Origin of the sequence: Dehalobacter sp. DCA, from assembly GCF_000305775.1 — a bacterium.
GTDB lineage: Bacteria > Bacillota > Desulfitobacteriia > Desulfitobacteriales > Syntrophobotulaceae > Dehalobacter > Dehalobacter alkaniphilus.
This window is the reverse complement of sequence record NC_018866.1, coordinates 1,766,989-1,782,288: the sequence shown is the minus strand read 5'-3', so window position 1 is coordinate 1,782,288 and position 15,300 is coordinate 1,766,989. Positions and strand designations below refer to the sequence as shown.

The 15,300-nt window shown below is 46.8% G+C and carries 13 protein-coding genes; 8 read left to right on the top strand and 5 right to left on the bottom strand.

The annotated features are described in order from the left end of the window. The first annotated feature begins 3 nt into the window (after positions 1-3). The 3 genes from DHBDCA_RS08525 to glmS all read left to right on the top strand — a co-directional run bounded on the left by DHBDCA_RS08525 (position 4) and on the right by glmS (position 5,593). Entirely contained in the window at positions 4-1,611 is a 1,608-nt protein-coding gene (locus DHBDCA_RS08525) for an NAD(P)/FAD-dependent oxidoreductase (protein ID WP_034378962.1), read from the top strand. Positions 1,612-1,695: 84 nt separating this feature from the next. Next, a complete protein-coding gene (glmM, locus tag DHBDCA_RS08520; protein WP_015043821.1) occupies positions 1,696-3,042 on the top strand; it encodes a phosphoglucosamine mutase in 1,347 nt (448 codons plus the stop codon). A gap of 721 nt (positions 3,043-3,763) precedes the next feature. Beyond that, positions 3,764-5,593, top strand: coding sequence for a glutamine--fructose-6-phosphate transaminase (isomerizing) (gene glmS / locus DHBDCA_RS08515; RefSeq protein ID WP_015043820.1), 1,830 nt, complete (start codon positions 3,764-3,766; stop codon positions 5,591-5,593). Between the two features lie 169 nt (positions 5,594-5,762). Here the strand turns inward: glmS and DHBDCA_RS08510 are convergent, their stop codons facing one another. Next, positions 5,763-6,752, bottom strand: coding sequence for a sigma-54 interaction domain-containing protein (locus tag DHBDCA_RS08510; RefSeq protein WP_015043819.1), 990 nt, complete (start codon positions 6,750-6,752; stop codon positions 5,763-5,765). 187 nt (positions 6,753-6,939) lie between these two features. Between DHBDCA_RS08510 and DHBDCA_RS08505 the strand changes: the two genes are divergently transcribed. After that, positions 6,940-7,293, top strand: a complete 354-nt coding sequence (locus DHBDCA_RS08505) for a hypothetical protein (RefSeq protein WP_015043818.1) — start codon at positions 6,940-6,942, stop codon at positions 7,291-7,293. 259 nt (positions 7,294-7,552) lie between these two features. Here the strand turns inward: DHBDCA_RS08505 and yedF are convergent, their stop codons facing one another. The 3 genes from yedF to DHBDCA_RS08490 form a co-directional block, all read right to left on the bottom strand. After that, the gene (yedF, locus tag DHBDCA_RS08500) at positions 7,553-7,891 is read right to left on the bottom strand and encodes a sulfurtransferase-like selenium metabolism protein YedF (RefSeq protein ID WP_015043817.1); all 339 of its coding nucleotides are present in this window, start codon (positions 7,889-7,891) and stop codon (positions 7,553-7,555) included. Positions 7,892-7,996: 105 nt separating this feature from the next. Then, on the bottom strand, positions 7,997-8,227 hold the full coding sequence (locus DHBDCA_RS08495) for a DUF3343 domain-containing protein (RefSeq protein WP_015043816.1): 231 nt from the start codon (positions 8,225-8,227) through the stop codon (positions 7,997-7,999). Continuing rightward, positions 8,224-9,366 carry an aminotransferase class V-fold PLP-dependent enzyme gene (locus tag DHBDCA_RS08490; protein WP_015043815.1) on the bottom strand — a complete coding sequence of 381 codons (1,143 nt, stop codon included), beginning with the start codon at positions 9,364-9,366 and terminating at the stop codon, positions 8,224-8,226. Before DHBDCA_RS08490 ends, DHBDCA_RS08495 begins: the two co-directional genes overlap by 4 nt. Before the next feature lie 327 nt (positions 9,367-9,693). Here DHBDCA_RS08490 and DHBDCA_RS08485 point away from each other — a divergent pair, with 327 nt between their 5' ends. The 3 genes from DHBDCA_RS08485 (at position 9,694) to DHBDCA_RS08475 (ending at position 13,171) form a co-directional block, all read left to right on the top strand. Further along, entirely contained in the window at positions 9,694-10,584 is an 891-nt protein-coding gene (locus tag DHBDCA_RS08485; RefSeq protein WP_015043814.1) for an RluA family pseudouridine synthase, read from the top strand. Between the two features lie 310 nt (positions 10,585-10,894). Beyond that, complete coding sequence (gene cysK / locus DHBDCA_RS08480; protein ID WP_015043812.1) at positions 10,895-11,824, top strand: cysteine synthase A; 930 nt, start codon at positions 10,895-10,897, stop codon at positions 11,822-11,824. Positions 11,825-11,887: 63 nt separating this feature from the next. Beyond that, positions 11,888-13,171: a homocysteine synthase gene (locus tag DHBDCA_RS08475; protein ID WP_015043811.1), complete on the top strand. Its 1,284-nt coding sequence runs from the start codon at positions 11,888-11,890 to the stop codon at positions 13,169-13,171. A gap of 198 nt (positions 13,172-13,369) precedes the next feature. Here DHBDCA_RS08475 and DHBDCA_RS08470 read toward each other — a convergent pair whose 3' ends face one another. After that, positions 13,370-14,290, bottom strand: coding sequence for a selenium metabolism-associated LysR family transcriptional regulator (locus DHBDCA_RS08470; RefSeq protein WP_015043810.1), 921 nt, complete (start codon positions 14,288-14,290; stop codon positions 13,370-13,372). Positions 14,291-14,521: 231 nt separating this feature from the next. Here DHBDCA_RS08470 and DHBDCA_RS08465 point away from each other — a divergent pair, with 231 nt between their 5' ends. Further along, positions 14,522-15,286 carry an acyl-CoA dehydratase activase gene (locus DHBDCA_RS08465; RefSeq protein ID WP_015043809.1) on the top strand — a complete coding sequence of 255 codons (765 nt, stop codon included), beginning with the start codon at positions 14,522-14,524 and terminating at the stop codon, positions 15,284-15,286. The last annotated feature ends 14 nt before the right edge of the window (positions 15,287-15,300 follow it).

Below are 15,300 nucleotides of genomic sequence, written 5' to 3'. Positions count from 1 at the left end.
AGATTGAATCTGATTTGGTCGGATCTAAAGCTGTCTGTGGACCAGGATGAGGGGGAACTGCCGAATATCCTGGCCCGCAGATTAAGAGTGTCACGCGAAAAGATCAATAACCTGCGGATACTACGGCGTTCTGTTGACGCACGCCAAAAGCCGGAGCTTTTTTTTGTTTATACCGTTGAGTTTTCTGCGCAGATTTCCGGTCCGGAATTAAGAAAAGCAATGGTCCATTATCCGCGGCTGAAAGAAAAAGTGTTTGTCCCGGAGCCCCCGCTAAATGGCTACCCGGCGTCCAAACTTGCTTTCCGGCCGATTGTGGTGGGGACAGGACCTGCCGGATATTTTGCTGCGTTGGCCCTGGCCCGGAAAGGCTACAGGCCGCTGGTGCTGGAACGTGGAGACAAAGTTGAAGACAGAAGCGGAACAGTTGAACGCTTTTGGAATACAGGAACCCTCGATCCGGAGAGTAATGTCCAATTTGGGGAAGGCGGTGCCGGGACATTTTCCGACGGCAAGCTGACCACCCGGATTGATGACCGAAGAGTACGGGAAGTATTGGAAAGTTTTGTGGAATTCGGAGCCAGCCCCGAAATTCTGTATGCGGCCAAACCACATATCGGAACCGATATACTGAAGAAGGTCGTCGCGGCAATGCGGGCTGAAATTGAAGCTTTGGGCGGTGAGGTGCTCTTCCGGACCAAAGTGACCGGTTTGAAAACCGTCAACAATCAACTGGAGGCTGTGGAGATCGATGGTGCGGAGACGATCCCGGCTGAAACGGTGATTCTAGCAGTCGGACACAGTGCGCGGGACGTTTATCAGTTCCTGAAGGTTCTTGGCGTGCAGCTAGAAGCGAAGCCTTTGGCGGTCGGCCTGCGAATCGAGCACCGGCAGGAATATGTCAACCTGACTCAATATGGGGGCCCTTTCCACGCTCGGCTAGGTCCGGCAGACTATCAGCTGACCTATAAAGATATAAGCAGCGGCCGAGGCGCTTATACGTTTTGCATGTGCCCCGGCGGACAGGTGATTGCCTCTTCTTCCGAAGACGGAGGGATCGTCACCAATGGGATGAGTAACTTTTCCAGGGACACTGCCATTGCGAACAGTGCGGTTGTTGTGACAGTCAGTCCGAAGGACTTTGCTTCTAGCGACCCATTAGCAGGGATTGATTTTCAGAGAGAATGGGAGCAGAAGGCTTTTCTGGCTGGAGGAAGGAATTACTGGGTACCCGCTCAGTCGGTACAGGATTTTTTGCGGAATCGGCTGACTAAGGAATTTCCTCTTGTACCGACGTACCGGCCGGGATATACATCGGTGGATCTGCATACGATTTTGCCGGATGAAATCGGCAGCGTACTCGAGAGAGCCCTGCTGGCCTTTGATCAGAAAATGAAAGGTTTTGCCGGTGCCGAAGCCACACTTTCTGGAATCGAATCCAGAACGAGTGCACCTGTCAGGATCCTGCGCAATGAATCAGGCCAGTCCGTAAACCTGAAAGGTCTGTTTCCGGCAGGAGAAGGAGCTGGGTACGCCGGCGGGATCACCAGTTCGGCGGTCGATGGGCTCAGGGCTGCCGAAAAATTGATGGCGCAATATGCGCCCAAAGAGTAAGAAAAGTTGGATAGTCCAAAAAAATAAACCAATTAACAGTATATATAACCTTAAGTTGACTGAAAATGAAAGGGGAGCTTGAATTTGGCCAGACTTTTTGGAACGGATGGAGTCAGAGGAAAAGCAAATACGGAGCTTACGCCGGAGCTTGCTTTCAAACTTGGAAAAGCAGGAGCCTACGTTTTGGGAAAAAGGCAGGAAAAAGCCAAAATTGTCATTGGCAAGGATACCCGGATATCAGGAGATATGTTGGAGGCAGCGCTGGCAGCAGGTATTTGTTCGATGGGAGTCGATGTACTGAAGGCTGGAATCCTTCCAACGCCGGGCATCGCATTTTTGACGCGGACGTTGGAAGCAAGTGCCGGTGTTGTCATTTCGGCGTCGCATAACCCTTATGAGGACAACGGTATTAAATTTTTTGCCGGAAGCGGATTCAAACTTTCGGACGAGCTGGAAGATGAGATTGAAGATACACTGAAGAGGATTGATGAGCTGGAATTACCTTCAGGCGGCGACATTGGCAGCATTGTGGAAGTCGAGAATGCGTCGGAGAAATATGCCGCATTCCTGAAAAAAACCTCCGTATCCCTGAAAGGGCTTAAAATTATCCTGGATTGCGCCAATGGCGCGGCTTATGAAGTGGGCCCAAAAGTACTGGCCGATCTCGGTGCTGAGGTCATACCACTCTATAACCAGCCTGACGGGATCAATATTAATGTTCACTGCGGTTCGACGCATCCGGAAGCGCTCGCTAAAGAAGTCCTGCAGCATGGTGCGGATCTCGGGCTGGCCTGTGACGGAGACGCGGATCGGATCATTGCTGTTGATGAGAACGGCAACATTCTTGATGGTGATGCGATCATGGTGATCTGTGCGCGAGCCCTGAAAGACAAAGGGAAGCTGGCCCATGATTCGCTGGTTGTAACCGTGATGAGTAACATGGGACTGCATAAAGCTCTCCGCAAAGCTGGCATCCGGATCCTTGAGACCAAGGTCGGGGACCGCTACGTCATGGAGAAACTGCTGGAATCTGGCGCAATCCTCGGTGGGGAACAGTCCGGCCACCTTATTTTTCTGGAACACAATACGACGGGTGACGGGCTGCTCTCTGGTCTGCAGCTGTTGTCCGTAATAAAAGAGAAAAAAGCCAAGCTGTCCGAGCTGGCCAAACAAATGAAACGATTCCCGCAGGTCCTGGTGAATACCAGCGTCGGTAATAAAGACAAGATTATGCAGAATGAGCAAGTGAACCTGAAGGTCAGAGCGGTTCAGGAAAGCCTGGGCGAGGACGGTAGGATCCTTGTTCGTCCGTCCGGTACGGAGTCTCTGATCCGGGTCATGCTGGAAGGACCGGACCAGCATGAGCTAACCAGGCTGGCTGAAGAAGTCGTCAAGATGGTCAGGACTGTCGATCAGAATGACCTTGGCTGAAAAGGGTTAGAACCCTTTGACGGAAAATGTAATAGAATAAAAATGTAATAGACCGGCACCAACCAAGTTTTCTTTCAGATAATCTTCAGATGATCTTGAGAAAATAAGTCTGTACCTATTTTCTCATATGGATTATAATAGGAAAGTCGGAAGCATTGCTGGTCTGTTACATTGATAGATAATTGACTGCTTATGAGGAGATGGTTGGGAAATAGGTCAGGGATTAAAAAAATGAATAGTGGATGATTTTGACGGTTTACAGTATACAGTTTACACTGCGGATTTTTCCGCACAAAAAATGTAGCGCCAGAGCCCATTTGGGTTGACGAGGAAGAGGTTAATCGAAGTTTTCGGCGGGTGCCTCTCGGTGGCTTGTCATCGTTAGATTCGTTGCAAATCCGGAAAGCAATTTCCGGGACAAGAGCGGATCAAACAGGAAGAAGGTTTTCTTTGCGGAATCCCTTTAGTTGTCCGTACTTTCCTACGCCCGATTGTGAAGCAGTTGGGAAAGGAGTCACGAACAGGATTAACAGGTCTTGACTTGTTTTGATTTGTCTTGCCTTGTTATATCTTCTCTCACTTTATGTTTGTATGTTAGAGATTTGTAGCCGTCCTTGACGGCTATTTTTTATGGCTGACGGAAATATAATGTTATAGAACACGTCATGAATGAGACAACAACTAAAAAATTATTAAATTTGAAACGAGGAGAACAAAAAACATGTGTGGTATTGTAGGATATTTTGGAGAGAAATCGGCTGTTCCGATTTTGGTTGAAGGTCTAAGAAAGCTTGAATATAGGGGATATGATTCCTCGGGCATAGCAGTCATGGAAGAAGGCGGGATCCGGATCACCAAGAGTGTTGGGAAACTTGTCAATTTAGAGGAAAAGCTAAGCAACCGCACTTACAATGCGAAAATCGGAATCGGCCATACCCGGTGGGCGACGCACGGCAGACCGTCTGATGTGAATGCTCACCCTCATATGGACTGCCATGGAGACTTTGCCGTTGTACATAACGGAATTATTGAGAATTATCTTGAGCTTAGAGAATGGCTGACTGCGGAGGGACATCTTTTCCGTTCCGAAACGGATACGGAAGTGCTGGCTCATCTGGTCGAACATTTTTATAAAGGGGATCTCCAGGACGCAGTCAAAAAAATGCTGGCCAAGGTAGAAGGGTCCTATGCAGTCGTCGTTTTGAGCTATAAGAATCCCGATATTATGGTTGCAGCCCGCAAAGACAGTCCGTTGATCGTCGGTATTGGAGACGGAGAATATTTTGTCGCGAGCGATATCCCGGCTGTACTTAAATATACGAGAAAGACGTACATCATGGAAGACGGGGAAATGGTGACCGTCTCGGCCGAAGGTTTGAAGTTCTGTGATTTTACGACAGGCGAATGTATTGAAAAGAGTGTCTTTGAAGTCACTTGGGATGCTGTGGCAGCCGAAAAAGGCGGTTACGAGCACTTTATGCTAAAAGAGATTTTTGAACAGCCGAAGGCCCTGCGGGACACGCTGGCCGGAAGACTGAACCACGACCATGTTGTGCTGCAGGAAGTGGATCTTACCCCGAAAGAGGTTGCTTTATTCAATAAAGTAGCAATTGTTGCCTGCGGAACTGCGTATCATGCCGGACTGATCGGCAAAGGGCTAATTGAACACTGGGCCAAAATACCGGTCGAAGTCGATATCGCTTCAGAGTTCCGGTACAGAGCGCCTTTGATTGATGATAAAACCCTGGTCGTTGTAATCAGCCAGTCGGGAGAAACGGCCGACACCCTGGCAGCTTTGCGCGAATCCAAAAAGAAGGGAGCCAGAGTTATCGCAATCACCAATGTTGTCGGCAGCTCCGTGGCTAGGGAAGCACACGATGTGATCCACACCTGGGCGGGACCGGAAATTGCCGTGGCCTCGACGAAAGCTTATACGACTCAGATTGAAGGAATGATCCTGCTTGCACTTTATCTTACGCAGGCCAAAGGAACCATGCCGAAGGAATGGATCACCGAAATTATTTCCGAACTTGGCAAAATTCCTGATAAAGCGGAGATTATCCTCAAAGAAGGAGCTGAACGCATTAAGACCCTAGCCAGGTACTTTGAAGAAGTGAGCAGCGCATTCTTTATCGGGCGCGGCCTGGACTGGGCAGTTGCGCAGGAAGGTTCTCTGAAACTTAAAGAAATCTCGTATATTCACGCTGAAGCCTATGCTTCAGGTGAGTTAAAGCATGGCACGCTCGCGCTGATTACAGAGGATACACCGATCATCGCGCTCGCAACCCAGAGAGACCTGTACGAGAAAACGGTCTCGAATGTGATCGAGGTTAAGGCCAGGGACGCCAAGGTCATTGGGTTTACGTTTGAAGGAAATACCGATTTATACAAGTCGGTTAATGAAATATTCTATATCCCGGAGACCGTCAATGAGCTTGCTCCGATCTTAACGGTGATTCCACTGCAGCTTCTGTCCTACTATGTTTCTGTCGCCAGAGGGAACGATGTCGATAAGCCCAGGAACCTGGCTAAATCAGTGACGGTTGAGTAATATGAAGGGTATTTGGCAATCCTACGGAAGATACTGAAAAAGCCAGCCAAATAAAGTTATTTAGCAAAAAAAGCAGCCCCCTGAATGCGGGCTGCTTTTTTGCTCTCAACCTATTGCCGTTTTCCAACGGAAGCCCTATAACTAGGGCGTTTGCGTGCCCTGGTATATTTTACTTAAGACCATACTCCTTGATTTTTCTGTACAATGTTGATTTTGATAAGCCTAGCTCTCTGGCCGCTTCATCTTTGTTTTTGTTTTTACACAAAGCATGCATAATAGCTTCTTTTTGTATATCCCTTAAAGGCAACGGATCATTGTTTTGTGTTACACTCACGGTGGTTTGCCTGTGTTTGATTTCATTCGGAAGGTCTCCAATATTCAGTATGCCGTTTTTGGCTTTAAAGACCGCATACACCATCGCATTTTTTAACTGCCTGATGTTTCCGGGCCAGGTATATTCCACAAGCGCTTTATAGACCTCAAAACTTAATTTGGGTGGTTCACATTGTATTTCTTTACTGATCTGATCCAAAAAATAATGCGCGAGCAGGAGAATATCCTTTCCTCTGTCCCGCAGCGGGGGGATATCAATCGCTAAAACGGATAAACGGAAATATAGATCGCTTCGAAATGTTTTTTCCTGTACCATTTGAAACAGGTTCTGGTTAGTTGCGGCGATAAGTCTGAAGTTTACCGTGGTGTACTTGCTGCTGTTAATCCTGACGACTCTTTTGTCCTCGAGGACACGTAATAATACAGGCTGGACTTCCAAAGGCATATCCCCGATTTCATCCAAAAACAAAGTTCCGCCATTGGCAGCCTCTATTTTACCGGGCTGACCGTTTTTGTTGGCTCCGGTAAAAGCTCCCCCTTCATAGCCAAATAATTCACTTTCAATTAAATTTCTGGGTATAGAAGCACAATTAAGGGCGACAAAAGGCCCTTCAGGACAATAATCATGATGAATTGCCTGAGCAAATATCTCTTTTCCTGTCCCGCTTTCACCATTCAGCAGAACATTATATGTAGACTTGCTGATATTCCTGGCAAAATCAATGGCCTGTACGATAGGCCGGCTTTTCCCGACAATGGCCTCAAAAGTATGAATGGTGTCATGATTAAGTTGAGATTGCTTTTCAATTCTTTCTTGAGATAACATGAAAATCCCGGCTCCTTTTGTTTTGTCGATTAGATGCTTAGGGTCAATATTATCATTATCTGAAAATTATGTCAATTCAAATTTTACCCAGGTGTTATAATCATCTATCAATAAAATTTGCCTTGTAAGACACTTAAGTAATATAATTATCTGGAAAAAGCTGTTACTGGGTAAGGAGGTTATCCCATTGTCAACCTATCATGCAGCGGCATGGATGGTGCCTGCAGAAAGCGGCCTAAAAAAGAAACATGTCCAGAAGGTGCTCGCGCTTTTGCCGGAGGACTGCGAACTGGTCCCGTTTGAGATTCATGGTAATAATTCCTCGGCGTATGGTTTTGCGACCATTGAGGTTATTGACGAAGAGGAAAACGGTCTGGAGACGATCGTCGAACTGCTGGAACCGCTTGTCGAAGACTGGACGGAGGATTCTTCCGACTGCACATTAGACCTGCCGGGCGGAAAGCAGACCTATATCGGCTGTGACTACCGTACAGTAATGGTTAGCGGAGTAGATCCGCAACCGCACAGTCATCATCATTAAAATCGTTTAAGAGTAACAAGATACAGATATTTGATTGAACAAGGTCAAGATCGTTGGCTATGCTGCGAAATCAATTGCTGAGCGGCTAAAGAAAAAGGAGGAAATCTGAATTCCTCCTCCTGAAGGATATTTTGTTAAAAACTCTGAAGGACCACTGAAACATGGTGAGTTGGAACGTGCTGCCAACTGGGTGAAGCAAGTAATATCGTAAGTCATTTTTGCTTATAAAGTATATTCCTGCGGCATAACTGAACGGACGTTACCCAAGGGTAATTACTTTCTCAGCCTCGGCCATAATATCCATATTCAGATACATGTTGCCGATTTCACCTACCTTGACCTGATCCTTCAGATTGTAGAAGTCCAGGCAGATGCCACAGGCATAAATGGTAACCCCTTTATCGACTAAAGTCTTTAAAATGTTCAGAACTGGGGCATCTGCCGTGACCAGCTTGACGCCCTCGTGCAGGAATAAAATATGAGAGGGCAAATGGTCTCCCTCGCTCAGACTGTAGAGATAGGAATACATTAATTTTTCTCCTAGGATTTCTTCACCTTTACCGAAACCTTTACTTGTAACCAACAATATGTAACCCATAAAAAATGCTCCTTTCAATCTCCAATATTTATTTATACCCAAAGACAAGAACCATACATCTTAAATCCAAAATTTAACATGATCCCCTGAAGCAAAAAATAATCATCAATCCATACGGACAGCTTTGAGTGGGAGAATGTCATACTGCTCCAAATACGCTTCAACGCCCTGCTGGTCGGAGCAGGCGATCTGGATCGCGAGCCCGCAGCCCTGGTTAATTGAGGGAGGGACCGGTATCAGGACAAAAGGCCAGCTGCCTGAATTCAAAAGATCTTCTGCTTCAAGCGTCTGATGAACGGAACTGAAAACAAGGGCGACATTTTCCGAACTTGTCACATTGAACCTCCCAATATGGTATTTAAGGCAGCCAATAACGCCGCTATATCCGACTCTGTTTGAGAATAATTGATACTGATGCGCAATGCTCCGCGATCAATGGTTCCGGCTGTTTGATGGGCTAAGGGGGCGCAATGCAGTCCCGAGCGGGTAACAATATCAAAGCGGCGGTCCAGCTCCAGAGCCACGCTGTCAGGGGTATGATTCCGGAAAACACAGGACACCAGGCCGACTCTCGCATTGATGTCACGGGGCCCGAGAATTTGGATTTCCGGGATATGTTCCAATCCTTCAAGCAGGATAGACATCAGTTGAAGTTCATGGCTGCGGATCTTAGGGAGGCCCTCATGCAATATGAGTTCTACCGCAGCCCCGAGGGCCGCGATTCCCGGGATATTCCGTGTGCCGCTTTCCATCCCTTCCGGCCAGATATCCGGTTGTTCAAGGGTCAGGGAATGAAGGCCTGTCCCTCCATAAATCAGGGGATTTAAAACAAGATCTGGCCTGGCATAGTATCCGCCAACCCCTTGAGGTCCCGACAGGCTCTTATGGCCGGTAAAGGCTAAAAAATCGATGTGCTGGTCTTCCACGTCAATTGGTATCACGCCGGCAGTTTGGGCCGCATCCACCATAAACAGGCAATGGTGCGCTTTAGCGATTTGCCCGAGCTGTTTGATCGGCAGAATCGTACCCAGCACATTCGAAGCATGCGCAAAACAAAGCAGGCGGGTATTGGGCTGAAAATTAGATTCCACGATAGCGGGATCCAAAAAACCCTCCCGGCTGCACGGAACAATTGTATAGGAAATTCCGCTCTTTTTGAGATATTCCAGCGGACGGACAACGGCATTATGTTCAAGGGAGCTGATCAGAACATGATCCCCAGTCTGAAGAAGTCCATGGAGTCCCACATTGAGCGATTCGGTGATATTCTGCGTAAAAACAATTCTCTCAGTATTTGCGATGCCAAACAAGCGGCTTAAAGCCTTTCTGGTATGAAGAAGCTCCCGCCCGGCGCGCAGAGAAGATTGATTGACACCGCGTCCGGCACTCCCTCCCTGACGCAGGACCCGGTCATGGGTTTCGTAGACCACCTCGGGTTTCGGCCAGGAAGTTGCGGCATTATCAAAATAAAGCAATTCCGTCTCCCCTTATCACGTGGATTTAATATGACTTATTTTAGCATAGGGACATTGGATTTGCATCTTCTCCCGACAGAATCTGCTATCTCTAATTTCGATCGGTCCTACTGTCAAGTATTCAAGACATCAATCGATACCCGAATTCAATTGTCGTTTATAATTCAATTGATGCTCCGGAATTTAATCGATGTTCTGAATCTAATTGAATTATTATTAATCAAAAGATAAACTGATACCAGTATCATGGTACTATGGTTCCCTGTTAGACATCATTAAGCTCGCGGTCAAAGAAAGCATGGTCAAAAGACATGAGAGAGGGACCTTATGAAGAAATTTCAAACATTTCGGATTGCCGAAGAACATCAGGGCTTGACTGTCGAGCAGTATTTGAAAAGTATTGTACAATGTTCCGGCAGAAAAATTCAAAAGCTGACCAGAGCAGGCGGAGTACGTCTCAATAAAAGAAATGCTTATCTTCAGAAAAAGATAAAAAGCGGGGACATCTTGGATGTTCTCGTTTTGGAAGATCAGTTCTTTGGGGTTAAGCCTGAGCCGGGACCGATTGACATTTTGTTTGAAGATCCGGCACTTATTATTTTATATAAACCAGCCGGCATGTTGGTGCATCCAGCAGGGCAAACAACCGGCGGAACGCTGGCTAACTATCTGGCGGAGTACTTTCGGGAAAATGGAGAGACAATTACCATTCGTCCTTTACACCGTCTGGATCGGGATACTACAGGCTGTGTGGTATTTGCCAAAGATGCACGAACCCAGTCTGAACTGGAAAAACAGTTACAGGATGGGAGGCTGAAAAGAAAATATTACGCAGTGGTCCGGGGAAGAATTGAGCCGCCATCCGGTTCTGTTGACGCACCGATCGGACCGCATCCAACACTGCCGAACCGGCGGGCTGTTCATGATCAGGGGGAGCGTGCGCTTACCCATTACAATACGATCAAGACTTTTGAAAATTATTCTCTGTTGGAGCTTACCCTTGAAACCGGAAGAACGCACCAGATTCGCGTTCATCTCTCCTCACTTGGCCATCCTGTGCTCGGAGACAGAATGTACGGGAAGCGCTCCTCCCTGATACCCAGACAGGCCTTGCATGCCAGATCCGTCTCGTTTTGCCATCCCGTGGACGGAAAGTTAATTGAAATACAGGCCCCTGTTCCGCCTGATTTGGAAAACCTAATCAGCCATCTTTCTTGATAGTTTTGGGCAGTGACTTTTACCACCACCAGGTTCTGTAACGGTATCTCGGCCTGTATGCGCCAATGAAAAGGGGAAGTCCCAAAGGAAAACCGAAAAAGAACATGCTGTTCACCTCTTTTTATATTGGTAAATGTATCCAGTTTCAATATATGTTCATTATGCCTAAAAATTATCTTGTCTATGATACCGGTCGTCTTGTTTCTTTATCCAAAAGGTAAAAAGGACAAAAAAAGGATTTAAGATGTTTCGAAAATTATGTTAAGATGTTCCTAAGATCAAAAAGAAATATTGTCGGGTGGTACATAAAATGGGAAAGATTTATAACGGCTTGACGGAACTTATCGGCGGCACGCCACTGGTAAGACTTCACCATATCTCTGCCGGAATCAATGCGGAGGTAATTGCGAAGATTGAATCATTCAATCCTGGTGGTAGCATCAAGGACAGGATTGCTTTGAATATGATTCTGGATGCCGAGAAAAAAGGCCTCATAACAAAGGATTCGGTGATTATTGAACCGACCAGTGGTAATACCGGCATTGGCTTGGCTTTTGTTGCAGCGGCCAAAGGGTACCGGCTGATCCTGACCATGCCGGAAACAATGAGTGTAGAGAGGCGGAAGCTGCTTCAGGCTTACGGTGCTGAAGTCATCCTGACGCCAGGTTCGGAAGGGATGACAGGTTCAATTAAAAAAGCAGCGGAGTTGGCCCGGGAAATCCCAGGATCCTTTATACCCCAGCAGTTTGAAAATCAGGCCAACCCTCAAATTCATCGGGAGACGACGGCTGAGGAAATCTGGGCCGATACAGATGGCAAAATAGACATTCTGGTTGCCGGAGTTGGAACAGGAGGCACGCTTACAGGTATAGGAGAAGTTCTGAAGGTGCGTAAACCTGAACTAAAGGTGATCGCAGTGGAACCTCAAGGCTCTCCGGTCCTCTCAGGGGGCAGGCCGGGTCCCCACAACCTTCAAGGAATTGGAGCAGGGTTTGTTCCCGGAGTTTTAAACATTGACCTCATTGATGAAATATTCCAGGTGACGGATCAGGAAGCGTATCAGACGGGAAGAGAACTGGTGAAAAAAGAGGGAATGCTGGTCGGGATTTCCGCTGGTGCAGCCGCTTTTGCCGCCCTGGAAGTTGCCAAACGTCCAGAAAATGAAGGGAAAATGATTGTGGTCATTCTTCCGGATACCGGTGAAAGGTATATAAGTACTGAAATGTTTCAGGATAAATAAATATAATTACCTAGAAACATATGAACATATAAACATTTAAAGATATTTAAGAGGGGAAATAATATGAGCAAAAATAACTGGAAATTTGATACTCTGCAAGTACATGCCGGTCAGGTGCCTGATCCGACAACAGGTTCCAGAGCAGTACCAATTTATCAGACGACTTCGTATGTATTTAAGGATACGGATCATGCGGCTAAATTATTCAGCCTGGAGGAATCCGGCAATATCTATACCCGGATGATGAATCCGACGACGGATGTCCTGGAAAAGAGGATTGCAGCGCTGGAGGGCGGAGCTGCCGCGATTGCAACAGCATCCGGATCGGCCGCTGTCACGTATGCCATCTTAAATATTGCCGGCGCTGGCGATGAGATTGTATCTGCGAATACGTTGTATGGTGGAACCTATAATTTGTTTTCGACGACGCTGGCCAGACTTGGTTTAAAAACCACGTTTGTGAATCCCGATGAGCTGGAAAATTTCCGGGCTGCCATCACGAAAAAAACAAAAGCCATCTATATAGAAGCCCTTGGCAATCCGGGCATCAACATTGTCGATATTGAGGCTGTGGCCCAAATCGCGCATGAAAATGGTATCCCGCTGATTATCGATAGCACATTTGCATCACCTTACCTTCTCAAACCGATCGAATTCGGCGCGGATATTGTTGTGCATTCCGCAACGAAGTTTATCGGCGGACATGGTACGACAATCGGAGGACTGATCATTGATTCCGGAAAATTTGATTGGTCGGCAAGCGGCGAATTTCCGGGGATGACCGAACCTGATCCGAGCTATCATGGCCTAAAATACTTTGAAGCACTTGGACCGTTGGCCTATATTTCCAAAATCCGGCTGCAGCTGATCCGGGATACGGGAGCAACGATCAGCCCGTTTAATTCGTTCCTTTTGCTTCAGGGGCTTGAGACTCTGTCTCTCCGGGTCAGACAGCATGTGGAGAACACCAGGAAAGTCGTTGATTTCCTCCAGAGTCATCCGCGTGTCTCCTGGGTCAATTACCCGGAACTTGAAGGAAACAAATACCATGCGCTAGCCAAAAAATACTTTCCGAAAGGAAGCGGTTCGATTTTTACTTTTGGGATTAAGGGCGGCATCAAAGAAGGCAAAAGGTTTATCAATAACCTGGAGCTGTTCTCTTTACTCGCGAATGTCGCCGATGCTAAATCTCTTGTGATTCATCCGGCCAGCACGACTCATGCCCAGCTGTCTGAGCAAGAACAGCTTGCTTCCGGCGTGACGCCGGATATGATCAGACTGTCCATCGGCATTGAGGATGCTGAAGACATTATTGCCGATCTGAAGCAGGCACTCGATAAAATCTGAGTGAGCCATAAGGCATTATGCATGTATACGGGGCGTAATCTAACCGCTCTTCGGCTATTAGCGCCCTCCTGGCGCTAATAGCCGTGCTTCACATCCATGTTACGTTTGAGTGCGGTTAGATTACATCCCGTTTATATTTTTTAGAAGTGATAGATGGTTTCCAGGGTCATAAATTTTTATGCAGTCTAAAATGCCAAGTTAGTCAGGCAAAGATGCATATTGATTCGAAACAAGACCGGCTGATTCCAGGCAGAAGTGAATAAAAGTTTCTGCCCAGGGAGACAGGGTTCTTTTTTTATGGTGGGCAAAATAGAACATTCTTTTTTTGGTCAGTTCGGCAAGTTCATAGGCATTGATCTGTCTGCTTTTGACATAATCCAGAGCGGCTATGCCAGAAATGATCGAGATGCCAATCCCTTCCCTGACACTTTCTTTAAGAGCTTCGAGGTTGTCGCAGTAGCCGGCAACCTGCAAGTCGGAAAGCGTAATGCCTGATGTATGCAGCATTTGAACAACATTTGCCTGGGTGCCCGAATCTGACTTCCGAAAAATAAAAGGGTAATCCACCAGTTCAGTGATGGAAATATGATTGTTTAGACAAATGTTGCTGGGTGTGATTAAGACCAGCTTTTCTTGCAGAAAAGGAATAAAAGTTAACTGATCCTCATGGTATTGTTTACCCAGCACCCCGATTTCAACATCCCCGTTCAACAGCTTTTCTGCAACAATTTCCGAACCGCTCTGGTCAAGGACAAATTGAATTCCTTTGTACTCACCTAAAAATTTGGCCAATAAAGGTGGTATTGCATATTTAGCTGGAACACTGCTGGCCGCAATATGAAGATGACCGTCAATTTTCGTAGTCCAACCTTTCATTTCCCATAGTGCCCTGTCTTTTACATTGAGTATTTCTCTAGCCCATGGATATAATTTTTCCCCAAAAGGCGTTAAGACAATTTCCTTTCCAAGCCGGTCAAACAGTTTTTGACCAAAGTAGTGCTCCAGATTGCTTATATGCGTACTGACCGTTGACTGGCTTAAAAAAAGACTTTGGGCAGCCTTAGAAAAGCTGTTTTTTTCCGCTACTTGTGTAAAAATCTCTAATTGATGCAACAGCATGATATTCACTCCCTGCAGATAGGATAGGCCGTTAGTCTTTGCTTTATCCGTTAGTCCGTTAACGTTAATGATTTCATATTATCGTTATTATCGATAGATAGCAATCCTATTTAAAGATAAAAAGTATTTCAAGAAAGATCTGACGCTTGCTATAATAAAGTAATTTGAAAGCTTAAAGCAGAGGGAATTAATGCTTAATCAATTATTGAAAAGGTATGCTGGAGGCCCGAGATGAAATGGACAGTGGGTATCGACATCGGATCCGTATCAACCAAAGCAGTTCTTTTTAATGGAGAACAGGTTGATTCAAAAATTATTCCGACCGGCTGGAGCCCTTCTCAGGCAGGGCAGGAGGTTCTGGAGCGTCTGTTGAAGCTGCAGGAACTGACCCGTGATGATATTAGCTTGCTTGTCGGTACAGGCTATGGCCGTATTCAACAGGGAATGTTTGATAAAACGTTCAGTGAAATTACCTGCCATGCTCGCGGTGTAAATTATCTGCTGCCGGAAGCCTGCGGGTTGATTGATATTGGCGGTCAGGACAGCAAGGTGATCGGTTTTGGCGAAAAGGGCAAAGTTGAAGACTTTGTGCTGAACGACAAATGCGCGGCCGGAACCGGAAGGTTCCTGCAAGTAACCGCCCAGACACTGGGCCTGGAGGTTTCGCAGTTATCCGCTCTCGCCGAAGATGCCGACCCAGCTGACATCAACAGTATGTGTGCAGTATTTGCTGAATCAGAAATCATCGGCTTGCTGGCGCAGGGCATTACTGTCGAAAGTATTGTCGCCGGTTTGTTAAAGTCCATCGCGAAACGCATCAGCGTGATGGCTGGGAAGATCCATTTTCAGGATACCGTTGCTTTTTGCGGCGGGGTAGCTCAGAACCAGGTGCTTAAAGACCTGCTTAGTCAGGAAATAGGATGCAGGCTGGTTGTGCCGCCGAGTCCTCAGGCTGTAGGGGCTCTGGGAGCTGCGGTCCTGGGGTATGAATTATAAAAGAGGAGGAACAA

What these genes read in the sequence shown, in the direction of transcription:
- glmS (WP_015043820.1), top strand. Translation starts at nt 3,764, where the DNA reads ATGTGTGGTATTGTAGGATATTTTGGAGAGAAATCGGCTGTTCCGATT.
- DHBDCA_RS08510 (WP_015043819.1), bottom strand. Translation starts at nt 6,752, where the DNA reads ATGTTATCTCAAGAAAGAATTGAAAAGCAATCTCAACTTAATCATGAC.
- yedF (WP_015043817.1), bottom strand. Translation starts at nt 7,891, where the DNA reads ATGGGTTACATATTGTTGGTTACAAGTAAAGGTTTCGGTAAAGGTGAA.
- DHBDCA_RS08485 (WP_015043814.1), top strand. Translation starts at nt 9,694, where the DNA reads ATGAAGAAATTTCAAACATTTCGGATTGCCGAAGAACATCAGGGCTTG.
- cysK (WP_015043812.1), top strand. Translation starts at nt 10,895, where the DNA reads ATGGGAAAGATTTATAACGGCTTGACGGAACTTATCGGCGGCACGCCA.
- DHBDCA_RS08475 (WP_015043811.1), top strand. Translation starts at nt 11,888, where the DNA reads ATGAGCAAAAATAACTGGAAATTTGATACTCTGCAAGTACATGCCGGT.
- DHBDCA_RS08470 (WP_015043810.1), bottom strand. Translation starts at nt 14,290, where the DNA reads ATGCTGTTGCATCAATTAGAGATTTTTACACAAGTAGCGGAAAAAAAC.
- DHBDCA_RS08465 (WP_015043809.1), top strand. Translation starts at nt 14,522, where the DNA reads ATGAAATGGACAGTGGGTATCGACATCGGATCCGTATCAACCAAAGCA.